The following is a 25621-nucleotide window of genomic DNA, read 5'->3' as shown; positions in this document are numbered from 1 at the left end:
GCGATCAGACTTTTGCGAGGCGCGTGCCAGCGTCCCCGTAAGGGCTCGCCTGAAGATAATTTAGCTTCAGGAAAAACAGTCCCGCCTGGGCGCCGTTGTTGTAAGCACCGCCGTGAACCGCCATGCGAACATCACCCGAGCTGGCCTGACTGGTGAAGTTGTCGGGGAAGGTTCCGTTGACCGCCGAATCAACGGTGAGAGGAAGAAAAATGTCCCGGAGGTCCCAGTTCGCTGCCGTGCCATGGTTCATGCTAACGGGCGTGCCGCTCGATGGCGGCGACAGATTTGTCTGGAGGAACTCCTTGTTACCAAGGCGGTCCCAGAGTTCGAGTTTCACGTTCGTGTTCTGGCGGAGGCCATCAATCATCTGAGACACGTTGCCCCAAAGACCGACGATGCCACGCCATGTCGCTGCGACAGTGTCAACATTGGCTACGGTGGTATCGTCTACTCGGCCCGTGCCGATGAGAGCCTGCGCGTCGGAACCGCCGATTTCAATGAGCGCAAGCATCTGGATCGCGGCGAGCTGGTAGACGGACCACATCATGAAGCCATTCACCCCACCAGCATTGCGGGCTGCCGCTCGCGCTTTCATCGTCGCGAAGGCGATGCTGACGAGCGGTGCAGCGCCAGCGACGGAGCCGAGCTTTGTGCCGGCGTCGTTCGTCGCCTGATATTTCCCGACATAGAAATGCGGGATCGGGCTGCCGGCTTCCATGAAGGCCGGATGGAGCACATAACCGGGCAAGGGCTGGTCCGAAATCCACCAGCAGCGCTTGCCGGCACGATCGGAGCCGGCGGGCGCGTCCCCGACCTTGTAGTAAAAAGCCGGGATTTTGATCATCGCCTGCGCGTCGATCGTTACGCCCACGACGTTTGCGTAGACCGCATGGTTGCTGAAGAACGAGGCGTTTGTGGTGCGGTTGTTGCCGTCCTTATCGACGCGCGCCCAAACGCCCGCGCCGCCGCCCGAATTGACCAGCGCAAGGCCGATGACGTTCGCAAAGATCTGTTTGGTCTTGAACCGCGTTTCGGTGGACCACTCGGAATAGCCATTGGCCGTGCCCTTGTGGCGCGCACGCCAAAAATACTCGGTCACGCCTTCCTGAAGCAGCCCGGCCGGGACCTGGACCTGCAAGAGATTGACCGCGTCGTCACCGCTCGCCCATACGGGCGCGGCATAGGTGCCGTCGCTGCGCCTGATCTGCCATTGCGTGGCCGCATGCGTGTCGACCGCGCCATTGACCTCGAAGACCGAGGTGTAGAGCGTCGGCTGCGCGGCGATATCTTCCGCGCCGTTCGCCGGACTGCTGTTCGCGGGCGTCCGGACGTAGATGAAGCTCGCCGCCGCCATGAAGCTCGTCGGAAGCGACCACGACGACCATTCGCCTTCCGCATCTTTCACCCGTGCTCGCCACTGGTAGCTTCCGCTGGCTGTCAGGATGCCAGCTGGCACGCTCCACGAAAGACCGGGCGGAAGTTCACCACTCGCTGCAAGCGGCGCGTTGAAGTCGCCGCCCGTTGCGATGAGTTGGAAACTGATAGCCTTCAGAGCGCTGCCAGTCGGTGAAAGGTAGCTGGCGATGGCGAGCGTCGGCCGCTCCGGAAGGCCTACTGCGGCATTGGCTGGCGCTGCGTTGACCGGACGAACCGGCCCATTGTGTACGCCGCCGAGCTGCGTTGCGGCCGTAAGGCAGACCATGTTGTAAATCGTGACGTCGGTCTCGCTGACGCCGTGTTCGCTCGTGGCCTTCAGGCTGAAAACGCCAGTCGCAGGAACCTGATACTCCACGTCGATGATGCCGGGCGCGATCTGTCGCCGCCACGACCAGGGCGCTGCCGTCCAGGCAGGGTGCGCGGCATCCTTGAAGAACAAGGCGATCTGCGCGTCATTGTCCTGCCGGCGCACGACCACGGCACGCGGGCCGGCCGCGACGCCCAGATTGACGGGCTGTGAGAAATAGACGCCGCCGTCGCCGGCAACGGCCTTGCCGTGCTGGATCAGCCAGTTGGTGCGGGCAAGCTTGGCGGTGGCATTGAACGTGTTGACAAGCACTTCATCGGCGCGAAGGCGGTTCGCCGTCAAAATGCCGTCAATGATCAGCGTTTCCCGCTTCGTGGCGTCGAAAATGACGTACTCGCCGCCGACGACCAGCTTTGCCGTCGAGGCGACGTCCACGCTCTCGTCGCCGGCAACGGAAGCGATAACGGCGATCTGGTCGGTATCGAGCAGCGTCCAGTCGGCCTGGAAAAGCTCGATGGCGATCCGGTAGGACGAATAGAGCCAGTCGAGCTTCACGGCGCGGCTGAGACCGTCTTCGGAAGCGGGATCGCCCGGACCGCCGAGGCCAAGGCTGAGGAGCCGTTCGGCGAGCGATGCCGATGAACCGCGTGCGATTTCAACCTCGTCGGCAAACTGCTTGAGGAACGTCGTGCGGTTCGCAAGCGCCTTCGCCTGCGCGTTAGAAATGCCGTTCGGCCCGCCAACAACCGGGTCGGCGGTCTCGATCTGATAGACGGCGGGGGTAAATTCGGCAGTTTCGGTCAGGTTTGCCACGATGCTTGCTCCTTAAAAGATGATGGTCCAGATGCCGTCGATGGAGATGTCAGCGGCCTTCTCGATCGCCGGACGCGCCTTACGGGCGAAGAGCGTGCCGTCCACGGTCAAAAGGCCGAATTCCTTGATTGCCATGCCGTTGGCCTCGTTTTGCTCCAGCCGCCATTGGAAGCTGACGCGACCCGTCTCCGGGTACTGGTGGCCATAGAGGGGCTTGACGAACGCGCCCGTCAGGCCGACATCGGCCGGCGTCGGCCCGCCCCCATTCGTGCCGACACCAATCTTGGTGATGACCTTGCCCGCCCCATCGCCGGCAACGAGGCGGGCGAGCGCATCGCGCGCGGCCGTCATGATCATGTTGTCGTCGCGCCAGCTTTCGATCAGCACGTCGCCGCGTCTAACGTCGATCGCGAGCGCCCCGCGCAGGGTAATCGTGTCGGAAACCTTCATTGCGCTCCTCATGCAACAAGAACCTGCGGAACGACGCCCGCGTAAAAAATGCCGGTGTAGTAGGTGGATGAGCCGTCATGCTGGAGCGTGCCGTCATAGCGGTGGCCCGCATGGCGATAGCTGCCGTCGTAACGGATGTGCCGATTGACAATGATGGTCATCTCGGCATCCGCGATGACGGGCTGTTCACTGCCGTGGTTGTAGGCCGCATCATGATGCGCCGTACCATCGTAGAAGAGCACGATGCCGGGACGGTCCTCGGCGGCGTGCGTCAGCTCGGCCGCGAACTGTAAACGCTCATTGTCATGCAGCGCGCCATCACCCTGCCAGCGATCCGGCTGCAAGCCATTGTGCGTAAACGTGCCGTCGTAGCGCGCCACGCCACAATAAGGCAGCCGCATAAGCCGGCCTTCGGCTTCCACCGCTGATCGCCGCCTCGGCCCGCTGTGATGCGCGAGGCCGTCATAGTCATGCTGCCCGTCATAGCGGACATAGGCGGCGTGGTCGTAGCTGGTGCGGCCATCGTAGCGCAGGCCATCGGGCCAGACGTCAATCGGATCATGCACAACGGCGACCGCCGCCGTCTCGTCCAGGTCAACGACCTCTTCAAAACCGGCGCGGAAGCCGATCCGGAAATCAATGTCCTGGCTCTTGCGCTTCGTCGCCTCAACCACCTTGCCGATCGCGCGGCGGGAAGCGAGCGAAAGCAGCGGATGGCCGGAAAGGATGCCATCTTCCATCCAGGCGGTCACGACATGCGTATTGTGATGGCCCTTCGGCTCCTGCTGCCACCACTGTTGCCAGTCCACCTCGATACCCATGGCGGAAAGCGCGCGGCGCGTGCCGGCGACAAGGCCACTAAGGGCATGGATGTCCGGCGCCGCGTCAATCAGCGCGCGCAGAAGGTCTTCGCGAAGGTCGGGCGAAACGAAATCCGTCAGACTCGCTTCCACCACCATGATCGGTAGAAGCTCGGCCGGCGCTGTCCAGGCATCCTGCACCACGAGCGCAGGCGGCTTGAATTCTTCCAGCGCCGTGGAGAACGCGGCGATGAAATCCCGGTTGCGCTTGTCGCTGACGCCGGGCGCGATGAGGATCGGCGGGATGAGCGGCTCAGTCATCGGCATCCACCGTGACGTTGACGGTCACCGTGCCGAGGCGGGCGAATTGATGGCGCTGAAGGTCGGTGAAGGCAAAGCCCGTCGTATCCACCTCGATCACGGTCGGCAGTTTTCTAACGGCCACCGTGATATCGGCACGGGCGATCTGCGCGCCAAGCTGGTCGCGCCATCCCTCGAAAACGCCGGCCACCGCCGCCTCTGCCCGCGCTTCAAGATCGAATGAAGCTTCAGCCACGCGAATGTTGATGACAGGATTGAAAATCACCGCTTCGGGATCATGGATCGACACATAGTCGCCCATCGGCCGGCGAAGGTCCGGATCAAGGTATTCGAGGATTTCCGCCTTTAGCTCGGCCGATGGCAAAAGCCCGCCCTTCATGAGCGGGTAGATCTCGATATAGCCCGGTTCCGGCTTGATTACGGCGACGTCAACGATGTCCGGATGAACGTCTTTCACATATTCGCGGTAGCCCGCGCCGGGGCCAGCCTTCGAGATTTTATATAGCGCGTTGGCGGCGCGGCCGCGAAACCGTTCCTTGTCCTCGATGTCAGCGCCGCCACTGATATTCGTGATGTTGGCGGCGCTCACCACGTAGGCGATCGGATCGAGGATTTCCGTCACCTTACCAAGGCCAAGACCATTCCAGCGTGCGCCTGGCGCTTCGGCGGTGGCTGCGATCGACGCCGCATCCATCCCGGCCGGGATAACGAGATCGGCATCCGTCGCAAAGGTGATCGCCGTGCCGGCTGCAACCCGCGTGCCTTTCGGGATAGCGGTATCAAGCAGGCGCGGTTCGGACAGGCGGAATTCCAACGTCGTTGCTGCTCGCTGCGCCAGAAGACGGAACGTCGAGACATTGGCGGCGCGATTTTCGAGATGGACGCCCTCGGCGAAAACCACCGTGTTTTGCTCCACACCCGTCTGGCATGCCTCGCCGAGGAGGGAGAGCGCATAAGCCGCCGTCTCGATCAGGAACATTTCCGTCTGGGCGGGATAGAGCGTGCGACCCGATTCAGCTTCGAAGGCCGCTTTCAGCTTTGTCTTCCACGCTTCCGGATCGCGCTCGAAGAATTTGGGCGCACCGGCCGCGCGCAGCTCGGCGATCGTGCGCATGACGGGATCAGCCATTGAAGGTCACCTCCGTGACCTGCAATTCGGAAACGACGCCTTCGGCCGGCCGCCAGAGGATCGTTGCAACGAAGTGCGCGAAGGACACTTCGCCGATCGCCACCTTTTCGACGATGACACGCTTTTCCCAGATCGCGATGGCGTCCCAGATTTCGCGCGAGAGGTAGGGAATGCCGATGTCCGGGTGCTTGTCGATCGCGCCGAGGATATCGACGCCCTTTTCCGGTTCGGTCGGAACGCTGCCTTTCGGCGTCAGGACGAGATTGGCGATCGACTGCGAAAGGTCGCTGAGCGCCACCTCGATTTCGCCGTAGGTCTCCGGTGCAAGACGCGTCTCAGGATCGGCGCGGCCGACCCTGAGGGACCAATGGCGATGGGTGATTGCATCCTTGTCGATCATGCCGGCGACAATGGCGCGCGGCGGAAACGAAAACGACCGGACACATGTCCGGTCGGTTCATCCTATGAGCAACGGTAGCCGCAAAGCGGGCATGTGACAAGTCAGACGGCGCGCACGCGGCTGGCGGACCCCATGGCCGTATCACCGTCGCTGTCGGTATCACCCTTGCGGTGGAGAAGTTGACCGCCTTCTCCGCCGAGATCGACCTCCCCATCCAGAATGATCTGGGAGGCCTTGAAACGTATTACGCCGGAGGTCTCCAGCGTGATCGCACCCGAGGCCGTGTCCAGCGTAAACATGCCGCCACCCCATTTAAGGGCAACAACATCATTGCTTTCGGCCGGCGGCTTATCCTTGGCGTTGTACTTCGAAGAGATGATGCAGCCGGCTTCGCCCTTGGCATCCATTGCGCACCAGACCTCATCGCCCTTTCCAGGCATGTGGAAGAACGAAACCCCCGTCGAAGAATTTGCGCCGGCATCGATCCACTGTGTGACAACGTCGTCTTCGTCCTCGAACTGGACCTTGGCCTTCATCTTCTTCGGATCGCGATCGATGACGATGCCGCGCCTGATTTGCTGGTTTTGCCGATATTCGTCACCGTTTCGCACTAAGCAACTCCGCGCTGGATGTGTAGCCACTACGGGTCATGGCGTGGCTGGAGCGGTCCACCAGAAGCGGCCCGCTGTATTTCCCGAAATCAACCAGATCGACAATGACGCCGGCCAGCAGCCGTACATCGCCGACGACAGAAATGGAGCCGGAGCGCTTCTTCCGGTTCTTGAAGTGCAGGCGGGATTTTGCGAGCGCCTTGGCCTGCGCGACGTTCTCCACCCGCTCGCCCGCAATGCGCAACGTGTCGCCGGTCTTGACGTCGCTGTCCTCTTCATCCGCCTCAATCTTTTCCTTCTTGTCCTCGTCGAGCGCCGTCACCTTCGCCTTGCTATAGGTGTCGGCCGCCTGATCACGGATACGATAATCGAGCAGGGTCTTACCGATCTGAGTGTGGCTAATGGCCAGTGCCGCCGCCTGTCCGTCGATCGAGCGGATGGAGGTGAACACAGCTCGATTGCCGCGCGCTGAGAAATAATGGCCGGTGTCCTGGGCGAGCCGCGTTAAAAATTCGAGATCCCGTTCGCGGCGTTGGGTCACCCGCTCGAAGCGCTGATCCTCGATATCACCCTCAATCGACAAGCCCGTCTCGCCTGCCACCTTCTGGACGATCTGGCGAAGCGTCTGCTTCTCGAAGGCGCGGGTCTTTTCCGTGCGAAGGGCCTTGGTTATGGGAGCGGCAACCCCACGGATGGTCATGGTGTCGCCTTCGCGATTGCCGGACGCGTCAGGCTCATCCATCTCGAAGATGCCGCAGGGCAGCATGCCGCCGGCACCATCAAAGATGGTCAGTTCCATCGTATCGCCGGTTTCCGGTTTCCACTCACCTTTCCAACGACCGTCCTTGTCCTGCACGGTCACGTCGATCTCATCGACCTTGCCGTGATGGTTGTCGGTGTAGGTGATCGACGTCGTCAGGGGGTCCAACTCCGAAGAGATGTCCGTGCCCTGATAGATGAGCGAAAAACGGGGGCTTAGGGCCATCGGCGCATTTTCCAGTCGGCCACGCCGCCAGCAATGAACGCCGCAACGGCTTGGAAGGCAAAGGCGGTCGCGAGACCGACCTCGTGAAAGATCGAGATGGCCAACAAAACAAGCATGGCAGCGACGGCACCATCAATAACGCCAAGCAGGTAGACCAACGCCTTCAGTAGCGGAACGGTCTCTTCTTCCATGTCACGCTCCATAGGTCGGCTTCGCGCGCTTCCATGGCGGGAGCGCATCAAGATTGGTGGCCTCTTCGACGATGACGGGCACCTTCAGGACCAAGCCGCGCGGCAGGATCAGCGGTGGCACGCTCAGGTTATCAAGCCATAGGGGGCGGTTCGCTTCGAGCAGTACGGTTTGCTTGTCCGGATCGCCGTAGTACCGATAGGCGAGCAGGTCCCACCGATCGCCCGCAATTGTCTTGTGCTCGAAATACTCGCCGGTCAGGATATCCGTCATCTGCGGACCTCCGGATTGAAGCCAGCTTGTTTCGAGACGGCCACTGCGCGTGACTTGGCAATGGAGTTGATCAGTGCGTATAGGCCACCCGCAATGGGGTCTTCCAGTAGACCGATCGTAGCTTCGATCCGCACCGGGACGCCCCGGCTGCTGGTTTTGGTGATGCGGCCATTGAGCGTCTCGACAAGGTAGCGTTTGCCGTCATAGCCGCCGGACCCGAGGGAGAGGGAGTTGGGCGTCTTCGTCAGGAAAGCCATTTGGAGCTTGGCGAATTCCTGTTCCACGTCGCAGAATTCCTCTGAAAGGAAGAACTCGAAGTTTCGCACGTCCAATTCAGAGCCGACGTCCTGGACAACGGGCTTGCCCCGCGTGACGGCATGCTGGACGAAGGTGTTCGTGAAACTGAAGTCGTGATTGATCGGCCCGGTGACCGGGGCAATTCCTAACGGTATGTCGCCGAGGAGGTAGATCATGTGGACGTTCTCCCCTTGCGGCGATTCTCTTCATCGAGCAGACGGGCGATTTCGCGGGAGTGCTGGCGGAGCTGCTCCGCAAAGCTTTGCTGCGCCGAGGCCAGCTCACCGGAAAGGTGGATCGTCGGCGAATAGACGATCGAGGCACCGCCGCCCGCCTGTCCTGCCTGGGCGCTGCCGGCCGACTGTGTCGTGACGCGGGCAACCTCGGACCGTGCCGCATCGGCGCCGGTGATCGGGATGGCCGTCTCCGCCATCGATGGCGAGGCCATGCTTGCCGCGCCCATCGTCGCCAGGGCGGCGGCGCGCATGGCCTTCACCATCGGCTCGGACCTGATGCTTGACGCTATGGTTTCGCCGAACTTGAGACGATGGATATCGGACAGCGGCCCGACCTTGGCCGGTGACGATGGGAGATGATCGCGGACCATCTGCGTCACCTTGCGGATTTCCTCGACCACGACGGCGGCGCGGGCGCGAATGCCGGCCGCGAGCGTGTCCATCATGGCAACGCCCTGCGGATAGAAATTGACGGCCGCAAGCGTCGCCTCGGCCTGCCGTATGGCGGCCGTGATGGAGGAGGAAATCTTGCTGGCGGCAGCATCCAGCGCCGACACCCGCGCCATGGCTTGACTGGTATCGATCGCCGCCACGGCCTGAAGATCGGTTCTCAGGCCGGCCACGGCATTGGCGGTCGCCTGGATAGTCGCGGGATCGGCCGTATCGATCGACATGGACTGCTCGCCCCACGTAAACGCGGACTTGACCTTCGCCCAGGCTGTGCCGAGCTTTGCGGAAACTTCCCCGATCGCTTCCATGGCATCATCCGCGAAACCTGAGAGATAGGCGCGAATGTTCGGAAGCTCAGGCAGGCTCAGGGCCGGCAGTTCGGGCCATTCAAATGTCGGCAGCTCGGGCCATGAAAAGTCCGGAATGAGGTCGCCCCATTCGAAACCGGGGATGAATTCGAGCCACCGGATCGGGAAGATGTAGGACGCCCAATTCAGCGCCGTCAGCATGTCTCCCCATTCGAGCGATGGCAGATTGTCCCAAACCGCACTGAGTTGCGTGCCGATATCGGAAAAGGCTTCGAGCGCCATTTTGCCCGCCGCCCTATGCAGCTCGACAAATCCAGATATCGCCGCCATCGGATCAATGCCGGTGAACCGCGCGATGGCGTCAACCACCTTTTGCGCGCCGGCCGTGATCGTGTCCCAGAGATCGATGAAAAAGGCCTTGATCGGCTCCCAGTTCATGTAGATCACGGCAGCGCCCGCCACGATCGCGGCGATGCCGAGCATGATCGGGTTCGCCATCAGCGCCGCGCCGAGCATCGAAAGCCCTATGGCGATCTGGACGAGGCCGGCGGCCGTGGAAACGAGCGTAGGCGCGAACGCGATGCCTGCAAGCACCATGGCAAGATTTTCCCAGCCGCCGACGTAGTCTGCGGCCGCTTTGAGGTAGACAGCCATCTTTTCGAGGGTCTCCCAAACCTTAGTGCCGAATTGCCATGCACTGTCGAGGACCCAGATAATGTTATCGGAGATGCTCTTTGCCCAGGCATCGAGGGTGCCATCAGCCTTCATTTTGTTTAGGGTCTCAAGAACACCCTCAAGCTTCCCCTTCATCCAATCGAAAAGACCGGCGTTCATGATGGAAAGCTGAAAGCCGCTCCACAGATCGCCGAAGTTGGAAATCATGCCCTCCCAAGTGCCAGAGAGCTTATCCATAGCGCCGCCGTACTTTTCGCTGAAGATTTCCATTAGCTTCAACTGGATCGCCGTGCGGTCATTGGCCTTCACCACAGCCCGCATCTGTTCCCCGGCAGCGTTGGTATAGTTGTAGGTGATTTTATTGCCCGTTTTCTCGGCGGTGATACCGAACGCCTTCAGGCGCTCATTCTCGCCAGTCACGGCATCCGCCATCGCTTCCACGCCCTGCATGAGCGGAACACCCATGGCGGCCGATGTATCGCCGAGCGAAAGCAACAGGCCCTTGGTCGGGTCAAGGCCGCGCGTACGGAGCTGGACGAAGCTCTCCATGACCTGGTCCAGTTCATAGGGCGTCTTGACAGCAAATTCGGAGACCCAACTCATCGCCGTCTTCGCCTTGGCGCTGGAGCCCTCCGTGGTTTCCAGAATGGTTTGGAACTTTTCGAATTGCGAGGCCACGCTAACGAGTTTTCCCGCTGCCAATGCTGCTGCGCTGAACGCAGCAGCGGCTGCCGCCGCCGCAACCGTGAGACCGTTGAAAACCTTGCCCGCGCCGGACTTGATTTGACCGAAGCCCATCTTCCCCAACGCGACAGTCTTGTTGTGAAGGGCAACGGTGGCGCGCGCGGCGGCATTCGCGCCTGAGACAACGGCACTGTAGGCGGAGCGTGCAGCGCCGCCGATACGGGCCAGCGCAGATGCATGCTTGTCGGTTGCTTTGGCAGCGTCGTTGGATGCGGTAGCGCCGGCTTTTGCGCCGGCCTTCATTGCGCTGGCGGTCTTCTTCTCCGCCGACATTATTTTGGACATGACCTTCGTCGCGCGGTCGATGCCTTCGAAGACCATTGCAAAGCGCAAAGCAAAAACTCCATCCGGTATCCCGAATGGAGTTCGCACATTACTTGGGGGAGAACGACCGGACCTATGTCCGGTTATTTGCCAGAGGCTTTGCGGATCGCTTCCGCCTTTGCCTCTTCCAGCGCCACGGCCTCCTCATACCAGAAGCCGAATTCGCTCTCAGTCATGGCATCAAGCGCATCGGGCGTCCAGCCCCTCTCCACCATGAAAAGATGCTGAACCGGAGCGGACAGCGTCAGGCCGCTTCCGTCCCGTTTCCCTCGGCATCGTCGCCGCCGAAGATTTCGCCGATCAGCTCCATCGTATCGCCTGCCGGCATCAGTTCGGCAAGATCGGTGATGGTCAGCTGTTCGCCGTCGAAGAGGACCGTTTCGCAGACGAATGCCGCCTGCGCCTTGGCATTGTCACTCTTCGCGATGCGCTGCGCGGCCATCCACCGGCCGTGGTTGATGAAATTCGGGATGGTCGCGGTGACGCCGCTTTCGGAGAGCGGAAAATCGTAGGTGCCGCTCTTGGCGTCTTTGTTCGCCTTCAGCTTCTTGATGATTGCACGTTCGGGCTTGTCAGCCATATCGTTTCCTCGGATCGTCATTGAAGTGGGGAAGATGCCGGCCGCGCGTCTAACGCGGCCGGGAGAACTGCAAACGGGGCTCGTCAGCAGCGCAGCCGCGTTTCGATGAAGTTCAGCGCGTCGGTTTTCAGGCTCTCGGCATAGTCGGGATGGAGAACAGGCGCAGCGCGGAGCGAACTTCGCCGGAAGCCGGCGTCTTCGCCCTGGCGGATGGAGATCGCCGCCGGCATGGCATAGGGCGAGCCGTACTTGACGAAGTCAGCCGCCCCGAGTTCGAAGCTGGTAGAGTAGACCTGTTCATGGGCCGATGCCGGCGTGAACCAGAGAGACACGGCCAGCAGCGCGATGGCGGCGAGCCCGGTAAACAGCGGAAAGAGATGGTATCGCTTCATAGGTTCCTCGATACGCGTTACAAATTGCCCGGACGCGCGATCAGCGCGGCCAGACGGGTTCACCGTCGATGTTGTAGATGTTGTTGAAGCCATCATATTCGACGATGGGGGTCTGATCGCCGTAGACCTTCTGCATCCAGTACGTAATGGATACGTCCAGTTCGCCCGCGAAGGGCTCGCCGAGCTTGGCGGTACGGCCACCGGATTTCATGCACTGGAAGCGGATGTGCGTGATGAGCGTGTGTGACGCCGACACGTCGAGACCATCCGGCCCCATGACATCCACGTACGAATGCAGCTGAAGCTTCTGCGCGATCGTCGGATTGAGAACCTTCCGGCTGATGCTCGCTTCCAGATAGGAGAAGGTGATCTTGCCTGAGATCGCCTGCATGGGCCGGCCCGGCAGCTTCAGAACGCCGATCATGCCGAGCGCGCTGTGCTCGACTTCCTGATGTTCGAGCTCGCCGAGATCGATTTCGGAAATCCGGCCGACGAGATTGGTCTCGTTGACGTAGACGTCGCCGGCCGTGATCTGTCCAAGGTTCATGGGGCGCGCTCCTTACGCTGCGAGCGACAGGGCGTCGCGGATGAACGACGTATCGACATAGGAGTGCGTGGTGATGCGCTCCATGACCGATACCGGGTGGGACTTGAGGACGTAATGGAACTTGCCGTCAGCGACCTGCGCCGAGGTGTTCAGCTCGTGATCGAACCGGAACGATGCGCCGTAGAAGGCCGGGTCCGTGCCGCCCGATTTTAGACGCAACCAGCCATTGATGGCGTCCTCTGCTGCTTCCAGAAGATGGCGCGATCCGTTCGCATCGACATAGGTCATGGTGTAGAAAAGGATCGTCTCATGCGCCATGTCGAGAATTCGGCGCGCATGGATGAAGTTCTCGACGTGGTTGCTGGTCGGGAACGCGGCTGAGCGGTTTCCATACGTCCTGAAGCCGGTGGCGAACGACCGCATCGCCGTGACGATGCCTGCTTCATTGAGGAAATTGGTGTCGTTTTGGTAGTCACCGGGATAGAAGTTGATAGCAACTTCGAGATCCTCGACGCCTCTCATTTCGCGGTTTGACGGCGAGTGGTGCCATCCTTCCGTCAGGTCGGTCGCGATGATCACGCCCGCGAGGCGCGATGATAGAGGATCAAGGCGCGTCTCGGCCGCGCCGGTCGTGTCCTCGATCTCTACATGCGGGTAGCAGAGGACTGTACGTGCGCTCGACGTGTTTGCGGAGCCAGAAACGCCGCGCGCCTCGACCGCCTGCTGCTTTGTCAGGCCGAGCGGTAGATCGGCAAGGGCGAGCGCATTGAGACGATGAGCAATCACGTCCATTTCCGAGCGGACAATGCCAGTCGGAGAGAAGCCGGGCGTCAGCAACAGTTTCGGGAAATATCCGAATTTGCTGTAGCACTCGTAGGCACCCTTCGCGCCCGTGGCGAGACCTGCGGGCGTGATGACGCCGTTGATCTCCTGAGGCGTGACCTTTGAGACATCGGGCGTTGAACCTTCCTTGTGCGTGTCCGGATCAAAAACGTTGTTGACGATGATCGTTCCGCCAGCGCCCTGGTCGAAGATGGCATCCAGTGCAGCCGGGATCGTAAAGCCCGCCTTGTGCGGTCCGAACGCAGCGGCGGCCTCCGCCTGCGTGCGGATAATGACGCGCTTGTTGATGTACTTGGCGCGCTCGGTCGGCGTGGTGTGCAGCTCGTGGATCGGAGCCGTACCGTTCAGGTACGTCACTGCGGACTTGACGTCCCGCACAACGGCCGAGCCTTCCTTGTGCTCGACGATTTCTGGACCGTGATGAAAAGTGCCGGTCATGGATCAGGCTCCTGCGGGCGTTTCGGCGGGCGCGGATGCTTCACCGAGTTCGGCGGTGAGCAGCTTGCGCTCGATCAGATTGGCGATGATGGGGTGATCCACCGGCAGATCGGTGTACGACCGCCCTGGAAAGAGAGACCGTGTATGATCCGGGCTCTCGTCAAAACTGGTCACCGGCCCGGTGTAGGTGTACTCGGACCTGACGGCGGGCTGCGGTGTCTGGACGGGGGGCTGGTCAACGATGACAACCGGGGCGGAGGCGTCGTCGGCTTTAACGGTCGGCTGCTTTGCCATGGCGTTACCTTTCAGGGCTGAACGGGGATTGCCGGCCGCATCAGGGTCTGAAGCGGCGTGACGGGGTGCTGGCGGGGGACCGCCTGAAGCGGGAGGGCGATGGCGATCTGCCAGCGCCAGATGCCGCCCTTTTCCTCTTCGAGCGCATCGCGAACGATGCGAGCAGGACCGGAGCCGGCAAAAGGTTTGCCCTGCACGGCGAGGCGAATGTCTTCGAGGTGCCGATACGCGCCGCCTTGGCCGCGCAGCGATCGGCAGAGCAGGACAAGCGAGAACTGCATACCCCGCGCCTGGACGGCATTGGCTGGGCCGGCCGGGTCGGTGTAGCGGGAGGCCGAATAATGGATGAGCAGCGCGGCCGGCAGGCCGGAGAAGTCATATTGCGCCGGATCGTTCGGGAACGCCTCAACCTTGCACTGACCGGAGACGCTCTCCTTCAGATGCTCCAGAAGCGCATCCTCAATCTGCTCGATGACGCCGGGAGGGCGAACGTTTCTGACGACGTCGGTCATTGCCGCCACCCGTCAAGAATTGAAGGGACCGGCGATGGTGGAATGATCGATGTGACACGGGCAGAGCCAGCCTCGCCGTTAACGGGTTCACCCGCGATCGGCAGTTCGAATTTGCCGGTTGCGACGGCCTTGATGTTCGCCATCGCGGCGTCGTGGCGATCCTGTACGATCTTGTCGACCTGCCCCTGACCGCCGGAACGCGAACGCAGGCGATAACGGGCTACATCGCTAACGAGGCCCTTCACGAGGTTGGGCGTTGCTTCCGGGGTCAGGGTCTCGATAACGGCGTAGCGCGCGCGGGCGTAGCCGATAAGCAGGTCTTCGGCGTAGGCGATGGCCTCCTCGATCTTTGGCAGATCGAGCGTGCGGCCGGCCGCGTCGTTCAGGTTGCCGATGCCGGCAATTTGCGACAGCTCATCGAGCGTGATGGCGTCCCTGAATTCTTCGACCGTTAAAAACCGCATGGTGTCATCGTCCGTTGAAGGGAATGTGCGGCGCGGCCGATGTAGAGGCAGCCGCGCCGCTGAAAGCCTGCCTTGGGAGATCAGGCTTTCTTGATCGCCGCGCCCTTCTGGCCGGCCGGGTTATTGAGTGCAGCGGCTTCCAGCTCGGCGACACGCGCACGAAGACTGATCGCGTCGGCTTCCGCGGTGGCGCACCGAGCGGTCAGCAACCTCACACCCTCGGCGTGATCGGCCTCCAGGGACGCGATTGCATCTGCCTGCCGGTCTTCCGCCATGGTCTGGAAGTGATCGAGCGCCGTGGACCAGTTGGCTTCCCGGTCAGCGAGCGCGGCGGCAACATCAATCACGGTCTCGGAGCCGGACGCGGCGGGTGGAAGGTCGGGATTAATGACACCGGCAGCGGCAAGCTGGAGAGCGAGGACCAAGGTGACGGGAACCGATTTTCCGGCCGGCTCCCTGACACCGTTGACCTTTGCCGGCCCGGTGAGCGTGACGTGAAACGTCTGATCCATCACGCCCTCCATCACGCCGGAGCCGAACCGGCGTTCTGGAAGAGGAAGCCGCCTTCGGCCCCGGTGAGGATCGGCCGGCGCTCCACCGTCGTCGGGTAAATCCACGACTTGGTGGGCCGGTCATAGTACGGCTGCTCGACCATGGGATAGCCGTTCAGCTCATAGGTGTAGGCGTAGCTCGGCACCTGGAAATTATCGCCGGCCTCGGGAACGTAGGCGAGAATCGCGTCATCGCCCCAGACGTCATTGGCCAGATCGGCATCGGAGGCGGTTTCCGGCAGGTAGACGGAGGAGCCGACGACCACCTTCTTGACGTCGAAATACGCCGCCAGCATCTCGGTCGAAATGCTATCCTTCGACGTGTACTTGAACTGCTCTTTGATCTTCGGATGGTTCTTCAGAGCGTTCGCGGCGTTGGGGCCGAGAGCCAGCGTGTTCGGATAGCGGCCGATCTTGCGGCGGATCACTTCCTTCGCAGCATCGATATCGCCCTTGGGGTCGGATGTGTCGCTCGCCCAACGGTCAGTGCCGGCAAGCACAAGCTTGTTGCTGGCGGCATAGTTGCCTGCGTTGCGCGCGAGGTTGGCGCTGTCGATCTCCAGATTGAGATCGAGTACGTCGAGCACCATATTGACGGCACCCGCGCCAAGATCGATGCCGGGCACCTTCTCGGCCTCCTGCTGATGCTCGCTCGGCACGATGCCTTCCAGTGAATCTTGCACGAGCGCGACGGCGTCGGCTGCATAGCCATACTGGACGCGCTTGGTGACGGAGCCCGGTGCGCGACGGGTGTTGAGCTTGCGGAAAGCTTCCTTGCCGAACTTGATGGTCAGCATCGAGCGGTTCGGGATCGACACGCGCGGAAAGAGCGCGGCGGCAATGAAGGTCGAATTGCGATAGCCGCGCGCATGCGTGGACAGGATCGGATCGACAACGGCGGCAGTACGCTGGTTCAAAGGAGCCATGTGGGCGTTTCCTAACGAATAAGGATTTCGACGAACTCGCCGTCAGCGGCGGCGGTGAGCGCGGTGGCGAAGACGTTGGCGGGAGTGGCACCGGCAACCTTCACGCCGCCGGCAGCGGCGGAGATCAGCTTCGCACCCTTGGTGATCGCCCCACGGGCGCGCACCCGATGGATGCCGAGGGCGTTCAGGGCAACGTCCAGGCCGATCGCGGCCGGAGCTTGGGCGACACCTTTCACCGGCATATCGTCAGCCGTGATCTTGGCATCGCTGAAATCGACGAGGTCATGCGCCTCGAAGACGCTGGTCGCCGTGGCGGTCAGCGAAAGGATGGCGTGAAAATACTGCATGTCGGTATGGCCTCCTCAGGAAACGGCGGCGACGGCGGCGAGCCAGACCGTACCGGGATGGGCTTTCTGGTAGGCCGTCGCCTTGGCATGCAGCTCCATGCCGGTCGGATCGACCGCCTTGCCATCGGCGGCGAACGACGCCTGACGATTGCCATCGCCGGGATCGTCCGGCAGATCGAGCGCCCCGAAGGAAACGACCTTCGGCTGCGCGGCGAGAAGATCGCGAATCGCCTGCGCCACGGGAACGGCGGCTTCACCGGCCGCGAAGGAAACGGCGGTTTCTGCCGGCACGGCGTCGAGGATGGTAACGAGGCGGTCTTTGGAGGCCGGCAGAAGCCGCCCATCGGTCACCAGTTTTTCCGCGAAGGAAACGTTGGCATCGTGCGCGATTTCGGTTTCGCGCTTCTTCAGCGCCGCCTCACGGGCGGTAAGGTCGGCATCGCGCGCGGCGAAGGCCGGATCGGGCTGGGTCACAGCAGGCTCCTTTTTGACGGGGACGGGTGCGGGAGGGGCCGAGAAGGCAGGCTGGCTTGCCGGCTTCTTCTCGATTTCGGTTTCGGCGAGCCATTCGAGGCGGTAGGCCGGCAACGCCTTGTCGGCGTCTTCCATGCCAAATCGCTCGATGAAGAATTCGCGGATGCCGCGAAAAAGGCTGGCAGCGTCCTCAAAACCTTGCTCGCCGAAAGCGGCGGCGAAGGTGACGATCGCCGCCGGGTCCGAGAACTGGACGTTCTTCAGGCCGGTGACAGCCGGAGCTGCGCCGCCGAGGAAGCCGATGTGCTTCGGATACCAGGTGCCGGGGACAGGATTGGCGGCAGCATCAGGACGATGGAAGGAAAGCGACACCTTTTTATAGGTGCCCTTGCGCACGGCCTCGGCGAAGGCGGGGCTGATCTCGCCTACGGTGGCGTAGAGCCGGCCGGTGGTGGCGTCGAAATCGAAGGACTGCGCCCAGCCAAAAGCCGGCGCATCGGTTTCCGGGTGGCCCACGACGATCGGCGCGGGAGCCTGATCGTAGTCGTAGGCATCGGCGCTCGCCCGCAGATCGGCGGCGGTATAGGTCAGCGAACCACCCTGCATCGGCGTAAAGGTGCCGGGGCGGAAAACTTCGATGCGGGCGGTCGGCTTGGCGGGCATGGCGGCTCCAGAAACAATCTGGGGCGACCATGCGGCGGGCCTGAAAACAAAACACCCGGACATGTGTCCGGGTGGTCAGGGTTTTGGCTCCGGCCGCACAATGCGTCAGGTCGGAAATGGTTTCAAGCCTAGATCGCGATCCGTAGGGCGTGAGTAACGGGGTGATGGCCTCTCATTCGATTTCTAACGGGGGTCTAACGGGCCGCGAACCGAAATTCGGTATGAGCGGACGTCCCAGAGGCCTACGCGCGCCAGCGGCCGATATTTCGAGGGGTCATTCAACGGCCAGCCACTCTTCCGCGATGGCGAGAATTTCTGCTTCGTCGTCGGCCGAAATGCCAAGGTAAGGACGGGCCGGAATTACGGCATTCGACATGTAGCCCTTTGACTCGCCTCCGAAGTGTTGGATGGCGGCATAGACGAGCGCCGTCCCGATCCGGACCTCTGTGGCGCTGTGCTCCATGTTCACGGCACGAAGTGCGCCAGACACACGAAGGATCGGCGTCGGGCCGTGTCCGGCCGCCTCACGCCGGGCGACCGTGACGTCTGACAGGATTTGCCACTTTTCGCCGTCCGGTCCCTGCTCATTGTCGAAATTGTCGCCGACCGAGTTCAGCAGATGCTCGCCGACGTTCTTGTAGAAGCCCTCGGCATTCTCCATTCGGTCGATCAGCTCGGCGAGCTTTTCGCGCATATCGCGGTCATCGACCGTGACCTTGTAGCTGATGCCGGACATTGGACTTTTCCTCTTCGGCGCATTATCTTGTCAAAAGTGTCAGGTGACCATGACCGGTGAATGGTCCAGCTAGTTGCCTGATCGATCGGAGGCCGGATCACCCCGGCCTTTATTTTTTCGGGCGCTTGTAAAGCAGCTTTCCGCCCCTGCGCTTGTCCAGGGCCTTGAAATCGGGATCGCCCTTTTTGGTGGTGGGATTGTAGCTGGTGACCGCTTCCCAAAGACGCTCGCCGATCTCGAAGACGATCTGAATGCCCGTCACCGCGTCCACGCGGATATACCGGCGATCCACGACCAGGTCGCCGCTCTCGACCTTGCGAGCAACGCCGGTCCAGATTTCATCGGGATCGATCAGGGTTTCCGCCATCATGCCGACAAGGCGATGCCGGCCGCGCTTCATGATCTTCAGCACGCCCTCGGCGTCCCGGAAGAGCTGGTCGGAAATCGGAAGCTTCGTGCCCGTGTGGTCTTCGAACAAGACCGCGCTGCCGATATCGCCGCCGAAGGGCTTCAGGAACGCCCTGACATAGTCCTCGGGCTCAAGGCCATCGTCCATGACCTTGCTGGAGAAGGGTTTCGCGTCCTTCATAAGATCCGCTAACGGTTCGGGCGTGTCGATCGCCACCGCCATGCGGGGATTGTCGAAGAGTTCGCGACCCTCGTCCATCAATGTCGAGGGCGTAAGACCGCGTTCCCAAAGGTCACCGGGCATGTAGTCCCAGCCCAATCCGACGCCCTGGGGCTGCTCTATCAACTTGCCGGAAATCGGATCGATGACGGGCTCCATCAGTTCGGCCGGCGATTCATCCAGTTCCTTCCCCATGCGCTTCAGGTCCCGCAACGATCTAGACCGAACACCGCATGAGCAAAGCCATTCGTTGGGCGGGAAGTGCTTCTTCCACCAGGGATCATCATGCATGAGCAGCTTGCCATGCCAGGACAGGTGAAGGCGGCGCGGGACCTTCGGGCGGCGGGTTTCACCATGGCGGTATTCCCAGACGGGGCGAAGCTTCAGTACGTCAGGATCGCGCATCTGCTTCAGCCGGCCCGCCATATAGCTCGTCCGCATATTGGTTTCGAAGATCACGCGGGTTCGCCATCCGCGCTCGCCCTTGTAGGCCCAGCCGTGTTTCGCAACGATCCTGTCGAAGTCGCTACGGAATGCCTCCAGCGTCGTACCCTTTTCCATCGCCTCGGCAATGGCGGTTTGAAACTCCGACAACATGGAAAGATCGGTCGCGCCGGCAATGACGAAGGCGCGGTCGTGCGTGCCGCGCATGGCGTCCGTCCAGGCCTTCGTCGGCTTGCCGCGTTTCTGCTTAAAAAAGTCGATCTGCTCTTTGAAGGGCTGGTTGAAGACGTCGGGATCGGCGAAACCCGCCTCCTCCTCGTCATCCAGGTAGACCGCTTCACGCCCATGCAGGGCGGAAAGCTCCAATGCGCCGGCCATGAGAGCGCCTAGCGCGGCCGGCGTCCATTTCGCGGCGAGCTGAAGCACGGCGCGGGCAGCTGCCGGGAGATCGTCTGTAGTGTCGATCGCGGCGCGGATGGCATTCAATCGCCGGGTGAAATGTCCCGCCGCCAACTCTTCCAGATGATCGGTCAGCTGCTCGACCGCATCAGGCTCGCTTGCGAAGCCTACGCCGTCATAGAGTTTTTTTTTACGTCGATCGGGCCGAAGAGCGCCGCGAAGGTCGGGTTTTCCTTTTCGAGCTGGCGCAGATCGCGCGCCCGTTTTCCGCCTTCCATGAAAGCGAAACGCGCCTCAACAAGTCGATCAATCGCCGTGTCGGACAGCGCGTGGGTAAGCTCGAACGAGACGATGAACTCCCGTGCCACCGCGTCGTCATCCAGCATTGCCGCCGTCGAGATGATGCCGACGAGGGCCGCATGCTCAGATGTGGCGGCTTCCGCCCGCGCCTGCCGCGTCTCGGCCTTGGCCTTTTCATTGGTCGGACGGACGCGCCAGATACGCGGGACGCCAGCACCGGGGAAGTTGTAGTCGATCAGCCACGACACCAACTGCTCATAAAGCGTATCGGAGAAATTATCGGCATCACTATCGACAAGCAGGCTTAGCATGTCGGCATGGGTCTCGGCGGCGGCGCGAGAGCCGCCGGCGCCGATATCGGTGGTCAGCGTCTCGCCAAGGATGCAGATGGTGATCTGCTTATCCCAATAGGCGAGCCACTCCTGATAGGAGACGCTGCCGGAGCGGGCAGCCTCCAGGAATTTAACGTCCGTGCCGATCGGCACGGTGATCGCCGACGCGGTGCGGATCGCGGCAAGGTCGTTAAGCAGCTTTTGCTGTTCTTCCGACAGCATGCCGTAAGGCGTCTGCGCGACGACGGTCGGGCCGGCAAACTTGTCGAGGAAGTGCAGCCAAAAGGCTATGCCTTCCCGCTTGAAAAGGACGGCCCAGAACAGTTGGTGCCCGAGGCCCAGACCGTACGGGTTATTTCCGAGTGCACCATATCGGTGGACAATGAACTTCCGGTCCGGAAGCTCGATGCCGTCGGTGATGTTCGTCCAGGTGCGAAGACGCGGCTTCCAATCCGCGCCGAAGGCGAAACGGCGCTGATCGTGGCTGACGATCTTCTCCGGAACGATGCGCTCGCCCTTACGCGCCCAGACGACTTCGGAGACCGCGAAGCCCTTCAGAATGGAGCCGCCGGAAAGCTCTTCGCTGATCCGGTCAAACGGCAGTCCCTTCAGCGTCTCACGGACGAAATCCGCCGCCTCGACATCGCGAGGCGCTTCCGACGCAGGCTCCACCTCCCACTCGCGGGCGATCATTTGTTTGTCGCGCTTGGCCAGCATGGACGAGGCGTGGGTGTCACGCTTGATCTCGTCATAGATTTTGAGGCCCTTGCCGCCGCCGCGCAGCAAGAGCGTGTCGTCGGCATGCTGCAACGCGCCGCTGAAGTACGGGATGGTGATATCGTTCTGGACGGTGGCGATCAGCCCGCGCGCCTCGGCCGGCAGGTTCTTCCTATCAGCGACGGGAGCGGCAAAAGCGGCAGGTTTGTTGTGCTTACGGCGGCTCACAGGCGATAGTCTCCAAGTCGTTCGCCGCCAGCCGAGCTGGAGGCCGTTGCAATGCCGCCGCCAGCGCCGGGCGCTCCAGCCCGACCGCCTGCGTACATCAAGGTGTGCTGCCAGAGCATATCGAGGCAGTCGGGGCCGTCGTCATGATCGGCATCCGGCCATTGCTGCAGCTGGTCGATCAAGGTCTGTTGCGTGGTGTTGACGCGTATGAGGCCGGCTGCGGCAGGCGGCTGAAGACGCTCAATGCGCAAATCCTTGTCCGCGTTAGGAATGACCGGCACTGCGGAAATGCCGACGCCGAGCTTTGCGGCCTCCGTCATCAGCGTTGTGCGCAGGAATTCCTGAAACTGGACGGCCTCGACGAACCAGAGAAGGCAGCGATACTGCCGCTGGAAGGCGATGATATCGGAAATGATGACGTCCGGCAGACGCCTGCGGATCGACGCCTCGACAACGTCCATGGTGCCGGTGAGCCGATTGAAGCCGCCGATCAGGATTGCGGACGGATCGCGGCCCTTGCCCTTTTTGCCAAGCGACGGATCGACCGCCCCGAAATAGATCAGGCCCGGTTCGCGCAGCGTCCAGAAGGTCAGCTTGCTGAAGGGGCTTCCGGCGTTGATCGGCTTGTTCTGGTACTCGGTGGCGAAGCTGTCATGATCGGCGGCGCGCTCAAGCATGAGCCAGACGAGCGGCTGCATCGCCGGCCAATTGACCACCGCACCTTCGTCCATCTGCGCCTTGTTCGCGTCATAGAACGCGCGGGCTGCCTCTTCACCGTCATTGTTGAACGCCTCTTCAAACTTGTCCCAGAGGTCCATGCGATCGGGAAAGCGGATGATCGCCTGGAATTCGGCAACCCGCCAAACCGGCGACTTCGACGCGCGGACCAGCACGGCGTCATAATGCAGAACGGTCCCGACCCAGATCACGTCCATCGACCCATCGGGCGGGCCGACCTTCAAGGCGGCGCGCTTGATCCATGTCTCCAGCTTCTTACGCTGTTCGGGCGAGCGCACTGCCTCATCGTTCTCAAGATCGTCGAAGAACATGAGATCGGGACGGTATGGACCATGGCGACGGCCGCGAAGCTTCTGTCCAGCGCCGAGGCCTTCGACGCGCACATTGTTGGCGGTGACGATCTCGCTCTCGCGCCAGACGCGACCTTGACCGGTGACGTCGGGGAAATCGTTAGAAAGCCGGGGGTTTTCGGTCAGCTCCGCTTTGAGCGCCTCGATCAACAGCGCGGCCTGCGCGTAGACGTCGCAGACCTCCAGAATATAACGCTTGTGCCCGAGGCAGATGCAGTAGAGCGCGAAGCCAAGGGACAGGTGCGTGGACTTGGAAGAACCGCGGGGCGCGACGAACAAGTCTCGCACGCCCTTCTTGCTGGCGAGGATGTTCGGCACGCGGTCGAAAATCTCGCGATGGAAAAGGCTGTGCTCGCCCTTCACATAGTGCGGCAGATACGTTTCGAGAAAGAACTGAAAGCCACCCGGCCCGCGAACCTTGGCGAGGCGCTCGGCCTTCGCCTTCGGATCGGCCGGAAAGGCGGTAACGGACAGGTCCACCCACCGCGCAAGTTCGTCGGCTTTCTCGGAAATCCAATCGAGAAAGTCCTTTTCGCTGACCTTGGCTTTCAGGCTTGGTCGCTTCATGACCTGAAGGCGCTCGCAATCCGGTCACCGAACGGAACGATGATTTCCTGCACCACGGAAATGTGCTGCGGGAACTGCTCTTGGACGAAGGCGATGAGATGCTGCACGACGCTCTGCGCCACGCCGAGCTCGGAAATCTTCGGTGCAAGCTTGCCGGCCGACGCGGTGACCTTCACCATGGCATCGCCGAGCGCCACCATGTGCTTGATCTTCTGATCAATGGACAAGTCTTTGTTGTTCTTGACCTCGTCCAGTAGCGCCTGCGCCATGATGACGAAGTCTTCGACAACGGACGAAACAACCGTATCGAGACCTTCGCCCGCGATCACGGCGGCCGAGCGCGCCATGTCCCAATCGTCGCCGTCTTCCTTCGCGGCCTTCTTCCAGCGGCCGATCGTTGTCTGCGCAACATTGAGCGTCAGCGCGATCGTGCTGAGCGACATGCGACGGTAGATATAGTCGGCACGCGCCTTTCGGCGATGATCGTTATCAGAGGCCATTCAGGCCTCCTTTCAAAATGAAGGTGGCAAATGCGCCGACGACGGCGATGATGAAGGTCCAGACGATGCGCGACAGATTGCCGTCGATCTTGGTGAGGGACGCCTGGATGACGGACATGCGTTCATTGGAGACCGCCTCGTTGCGCTCTAGCGTCGTTACGCGATTGCCCAGGCCGTCGAGCCTCTCATGCGCCTTCTCGATGCGCGTATGCAGATGGGTGGTGGGATCGGTCACTGCGCAGAAAGCCTTTCGATGTCCTGGTACTGGGAGACGACGCGGCCGTGCTTGCGGCTGCATTCGGCAAGGGCGAGGCGCTGCCGGCCGATTTCGACCTGAGCGACGGCGTGATCTCTAACGCCCGGATCGCCGCAAGCCGCCCTGTCCTCGGCAGACAGGGGCGGCACAGGGCGAACAGCGGGAATGGCGATCCTGCTACCGGATAGCGCGCAGCCGGCGAGCGTCGTCGGGAGTGAGACGGCAAGAATTATCAGCGGGAGGAAACGCATTTTCGAGATTATCGACCTGTTCGCGAAGGATGGAGATGGCGGCGGCGTCAGTGGTGGCCCGCTCGACGGCGGCGGCGGAAACCGCGCGCATGGCGGCGATATCCTTCCGCAGTTCGGCATTCTCGGCTGTCAGCGCGGTGACGTTGCAAGAGGCAGCCCCATCTTTACGGCCGACCAAATAAACGCCGAAACCAGAGGCTCCGGCGAAGACAACGAGAGCGCAGATGACCGGCAACAGATCAATGCCGAGGAGCGACAGAAACCACTTCTTCATGCGGTCTTACCGGTGCGGTGATCCTCGGCACGCGCCTTGCCAGCGCGGATGGCCTGCCAGACGATGATCGCACCGCCGATCAGGATCGCGCCGCCGATCCACGGGCCAAGCCGGGTCAACGCGTCACCGAACACGCCCGCATAACCGGTCAGCTGCGACACGATGCCGGACGTCTGCTCAACCACGGAAAGCGCGCCACCGGCCGCAAACAGCCCGCCCATCGCGCCGCTGTTGAGAGAGGCCTGCGCGATACGGCTTCCGCTGCTGGCGAGGCTTGAGACCGTCGCGGCAGCGCGCTTCTCCGAGACGGGGCGAGGCTTCGCATCTTTCAGCGCCTCCCGGCAGGCCGGCCCAAAGACCCCATCCGTCTCCAGATGATTGTCGGCCTGGAACGCCAGCACCGCAGAACGGGTCCGTTCGCCGAAATGGCCGTCCACTGCGCCGGGGAAATAGCCAAGGTCCGTCAGCCGGCGCTGAAGGCCTTCGACGGCACTATTGTGGTTGCCGAAACGAAGGGTGGAAATGACCGCTGGCGTGAGGACCTCTAGCGGCGTGTCGGCCGCAAGCACGGGCGCCTGAAGGGACTTGGAGCCCGCCAAAACCTTGGAGCGGGCGAGCTTTCCGCCGCGATCAAGCGACAGGACCGCCTTATAGTCGAAAACCGGGCACGCCTTGTTGGCAACCTCACGATGACCATGGAACGTGACCTTGCCGTCATAGGCCTCGTTGATCTGGTGGCAGAGGGTCAGAAGCGACTTGAACTGCGCGTCGGTAAACTTGTCCACCGCAAGGCCGTGCAAGCAAATGGCGATCGTGCCGGTATTGTGGCCTTCCTGCGCGGCCGGCACCTTTTCCAGATCGCGGCCCTTTTCGATGAGACCGGACTTGCGGATGAAAAGATGATATCCGACGCCGGCCCAGCCACGCTGCTTGTGCCACTGATCCATCGTGGCGACATTGTCATGTTCCGGACGGTCGGATGCGGAACAATGTAGAAAAACCCGCGTTACGGGACGGCGTGGCTTGGTGAAAACGTAAATGCCGGTGTTGGACATAAGACCTCGCAACGAAAATATGCGAGGACCGTAGAGCAGTCGCGCAATGCGAGCGCCCGGACATGT

31 protein-coding genes are annotated in these 25621 nt (G+C 61.8%); all 31 read right to left on the bottom strand.

The features are described 5' to 3' along the window. Nucleotides 1–4: 4 nt before the first annotated feature. Nucleotides 5–2557 carry a hypothetical protein gene (locus AC1RWL_RS26090; RefSeq protein ID WP_493096529.1) on the bottom strand — a complete coding sequence of 851 codons (2553 nt, stop codon included), beginning with the start codon at nt 2555–2557 and terminating at the stop codon, nt 5–7. A gap of 12 nt (nt 2558–2569) precedes the next feature. Next, a complete protein-coding gene (locus AC1RWL_RS26085) occupies nt 2570–3007 on the bottom strand; it encodes a hypothetical protein (RefSeq protein WP_493096530.1) in 438 nt (145 codons plus the stop codon). An 8-nt stretch (nt 3008–3015) separates the two neighbouring features. Continuing rightward, nucleotides 3016–4128, bottom strand: a complete 1113-nt coding sequence (locus AC1RWL_RS26080; RefSeq protein ID WP_493096531.1) for a phage tail protein I — start codon at nt 4126–4128, stop codon at nt 3016–3018. Then, nucleotides 4121–5257 carry a baseplate J/gp47 family protein gene (locus AC1RWL_RS26075; protein WP_493096532.1) on the bottom strand — a complete coding sequence of 379 codons (1137 nt, stop codon included), beginning with the start codon at nt 5255–5257 and terminating at the stop codon, nt 4121–4123. Before AC1RWL_RS26075 ends, AC1RWL_RS26080 begins: the two co-directional genes overlap by 8 nt. Then, a complete protein-coding gene (locus AC1RWL_RS26070; protein ID WP_493096533.1) occupies nt 5250–5657 on the bottom strand; it encodes a baseplate in 408 nt (135 codons plus the stop codon). The genes AC1RWL_RS26075 and AC1RWL_RS26070 overlap by 8 nt, the downstream gene beginning before the upstream one ends. A 101-nt stretch (nt 5658–5758) precedes the next feature. Further along, on the bottom strand, nt 5759–6268 hold the full coding sequence (locus AC1RWL_RS26065) for a hypothetical protein (RefSeq protein WP_493096534.1): 510 nt from the start codon (nt 6266–6268) through the stop codon (nt 5759–5761). Next, the gene (locus AC1RWL_RS26060; protein WP_493096535.1) at nt 6255–7253 is read right to left on the bottom strand and encodes a phage late control D family protein; all 999 of its coding nucleotides are present in this window, start codon (nt 7251–7253) and stop codon (nt 6255–6257) included. Before AC1RWL_RS26060 ends, AC1RWL_RS26065 begins: the two co-directional genes overlap by 14 nt. After that, on the bottom strand, nt 7244–7444 hold the full coding sequence (locus tag AC1RWL_RS26055) for a hypothetical protein (RefSeq protein ID WP_493096536.1): 201 nt from the start codon (nt 7442–7444) through the stop codon (nt 7244–7246). The genes AC1RWL_RS26060 and AC1RWL_RS26055 overlap by 10 nt, the downstream gene beginning before the upstream one ends. A 1-nt stretch (nt 7445) precedes the next feature. Beyond that, nucleotides 7446–7715 carry a tail protein X gene (locus AC1RWL_RS26050; RefSeq protein ID WP_493096537.1) on the bottom strand — a complete coding sequence of 90 codons (270 nt, stop codon included), beginning with the start codon at nt 7713–7715 and terminating at the stop codon, nt 7446–7448. Next, nucleotides 7712–8188, bottom strand: coding sequence for a phage tail protein (locus tag AC1RWL_RS26045; RefSeq protein ID WP_493096538.1), 477 nt, complete (start codon nt 8186–8188; stop codon nt 7712–7714). The genes AC1RWL_RS26050 and AC1RWL_RS26045 overlap by 4 nt, the downstream gene beginning before the upstream one ends. Beyond that, nucleotides 8185–10746, bottom strand: a complete 2562-nt coding sequence (locus tag AC1RWL_RS26040; protein WP_493158526.1) for a tape measure protein — start codon at nt 10744–10746, stop codon at nt 8185–8187. The genes AC1RWL_RS26045 and AC1RWL_RS26040 overlap by 4 nt, the downstream gene beginning before the upstream one ends. Nucleotides 10747–10993: 247 nt before the next feature. After that, on the bottom strand, nt 10994–11329 hold the full coding sequence (locus tag AC1RWL_RS26035) for a hypothetical protein (protein ID WP_493096541.1): 336 nt from the start codon (nt 11327–11329) through the stop codon (nt 10994–10996). Nucleotides 11330–11412: 83 nt separating this feature from the next. After that, nucleotides 11413–11721: a hypothetical protein gene (locus AC1RWL_RS26030; RefSeq protein ID WP_493096542.1), complete on the bottom strand. Its 309-nt coding sequence runs from the start codon at nt 11719–11721 to the stop codon at nt 11413–11415. 40 nt (nt 11722–11761) lie between these two features. Then, the gene (locus AC1RWL_RS26025) at nt 11762–12268 is read right to left on the bottom strand and encodes a phage major tail tube protein (protein ID WP_493096544.1); all 507 of its coding nucleotides are present in this window, start codon (nt 12266–12268) and stop codon (nt 11762–11764) included. A 12-nt stretch (nt 12269–12280) separates the two neighbouring features. Next, nucleotides 12281–13549, bottom strand: coding sequence for a phage tail sheath family protein (locus tag AC1RWL_RS26020; protein ID WP_493096545.1), 1269 nt, complete (start codon nt 13547–13549; stop codon nt 12281–12283). A 3-nt stretch (nt 13550–13552) separates the two neighbouring features. Continuing rightward, nucleotides 13553–13843 (bottom strand): hypothetical protein, encoded by a 291-nt coding sequence (locus AC1RWL_RS26015; RefSeq protein ID WP_493096546.1) that lies wholly within the window; start codon nt 13841–13843, stop codon nt 13553–13555. Between the two features lie 11 nt (nt 13844–13854). Beyond that, the gene (locus AC1RWL_RS26010; RefSeq protein WP_493096547.1) at nt 13855–14355 is read right to left on the bottom strand and encodes a Gp37 family protein; all 501 of its coding nucleotides are present in this window, start codon (nt 14353–14355) and stop codon (nt 13855–13857) included. Beyond that, entirely contained in the window at nt 14352–14819 is a 468-nt protein-coding gene (locus AC1RWL_RS26005; RefSeq protein ID WP_493096548.1) for a phage protein Gp36 family protein, read from the bottom strand. The genes AC1RWL_RS26010 and AC1RWL_RS26005 overlap by 4 nt, the downstream gene beginning before the upstream one ends. Before the next feature lie 80 nt (nt 14820–14899). Continuing rightward, on the bottom strand, nt 14900–15331 hold the full coding sequence (locus tag AC1RWL_RS26000; RefSeq protein ID WP_493096549.1) for a hypothetical protein: 432 nt from the start codon (nt 15329–15331) through the stop codon (nt 14900–14902). Nucleotides 15332–15342: 11 nt separating this feature from the next. Next, nucleotides 15343–16296: a major capsid protein gene (locus AC1RWL_RS25995; RefSeq protein ID WP_493096550.1), complete on the bottom strand. Its 954-nt coding sequence runs from the start codon at nt 16294–16296 to the stop codon at nt 15343–15345. A gap of 11 nt (nt 16297–16307) precedes the next feature. Then, entirely contained in the window at nt 16308–16643 is a 336-nt protein-coding gene (locus tag AC1RWL_RS25990; protein WP_493096551.1) for a DUF2190 family protein, read from the bottom strand. A gap of 15 nt (nt 16644–16658) precedes the next feature. Continuing rightward, entirely contained in the window at nt 16659–17780 is a 1122-nt protein-coding gene (locus AC1RWL_RS25985; RefSeq protein WP_493096552.1) for a hypothetical protein, read from the bottom strand. Nucleotides 17781–18054: 274 nt separating this feature from the next. Beyond that, nucleotides 18055–18516 carry a phage virion morphogenesis protein gene (locus tag AC1RWL_RS25980; RefSeq protein WP_493096553.1) on the bottom strand — a complete coding sequence of 154 codons (462 nt, stop codon included), beginning with the start codon at nt 18514–18516 and terminating at the stop codon, nt 18055–18057. Between the two features lie 109 nt (nt 18517–18625). Next, nucleotides 18626–20074: a PBECR2 nuclease fold domain-containing protein gene (locus AC1RWL_RS25975; protein WP_493158524.1), complete on the bottom strand. Its 1449-nt coding sequence runs from the start codon at nt 20072–20074 to the stop codon at nt 18626–18628. Between the two features lie 80 nt (nt 20075–20154). Further along, a complete protein-coding gene (locus AC1RWL_RS25970; RefSeq protein ID WP_493096557.1) occupies nt 20155–21405 on the bottom strand; it encodes a phage portal protein family protein in 1251 nt (416 codons plus the stop codon). Between the two features lie 155 nt (nt 21406–21560). Further along, complete coding sequence (terL, locus tag AC1RWL_RS25965; protein ID WP_493096558.1) at nt 21561–23219, bottom strand: phage terminase large subunit; 1659 nt, start codon at nt 23217–23219, stop codon at nt 21561–21563. After that, complete coding sequence (locus AC1RWL_RS25960) at nt 23216–23719, bottom strand: DUF1804 family protein (protein ID WP_493096559.1); 504 nt, start codon at nt 23717–23719, stop codon at nt 23216–23218. The genes terL and AC1RWL_RS25960 overlap by 4 nt, the downstream gene beginning before the upstream one ends. Then, nucleotides 23709–23954, bottom strand: coding sequence for a hemolysin XhlA family protein (locus AC1RWL_RS25955; protein ID WP_493096560.1), 246 nt, complete (start codon nt 23952–23954; stop codon nt 23709–23711). Before AC1RWL_RS25955 ends, AC1RWL_RS25960 begins: the two co-directional genes overlap by 11 nt. Beyond that, the gene (locus AC1RWL_RS25950; protein WP_493158522.1) at nt 23951–24124 is read right to left on the bottom strand and encodes a hypothetical protein; all 174 of its coding nucleotides are present in this window, start codon (nt 24122–24124) and stop codon (nt 23951–23953) included. Before AC1RWL_RS25950 ends, AC1RWL_RS25955 begins: the two co-directional genes overlap by 4 nt. A 28-nt stretch (nt 24125–24152) precedes the next feature. Continuing rightward, on the bottom strand, nt 24153–24500 hold the full coding sequence (locus AC1RWL_RS25945; RefSeq protein ID WP_493096561.1) for a hypothetical protein: 348 nt from the start codon (nt 24498–24500) through the stop codon (nt 24153–24155). Continuing rightward, nucleotides 24497–25555, bottom strand: coding sequence for a peptidoglycan recognition protein family protein (locus AC1RWL_RS25940; protein ID WP_493096562.1), 1059 nt, complete (start codon nt 25553–25555; stop codon nt 24497–24499). Before AC1RWL_RS25940 ends, AC1RWL_RS25945 begins: the two co-directional genes overlap by 4 nt. Nucleotides 25556–25621: the final 66 nt, after the last annotated feature.

Source organism: Shinella sp. GW821-FHT10F02 (genome assembly GCF_058809275.1).
The sequence above is the reverse complement of the archived record's forward strand: the minus strand, read 5'-3'. Positions and strand labels throughout refer to the sequence as shown.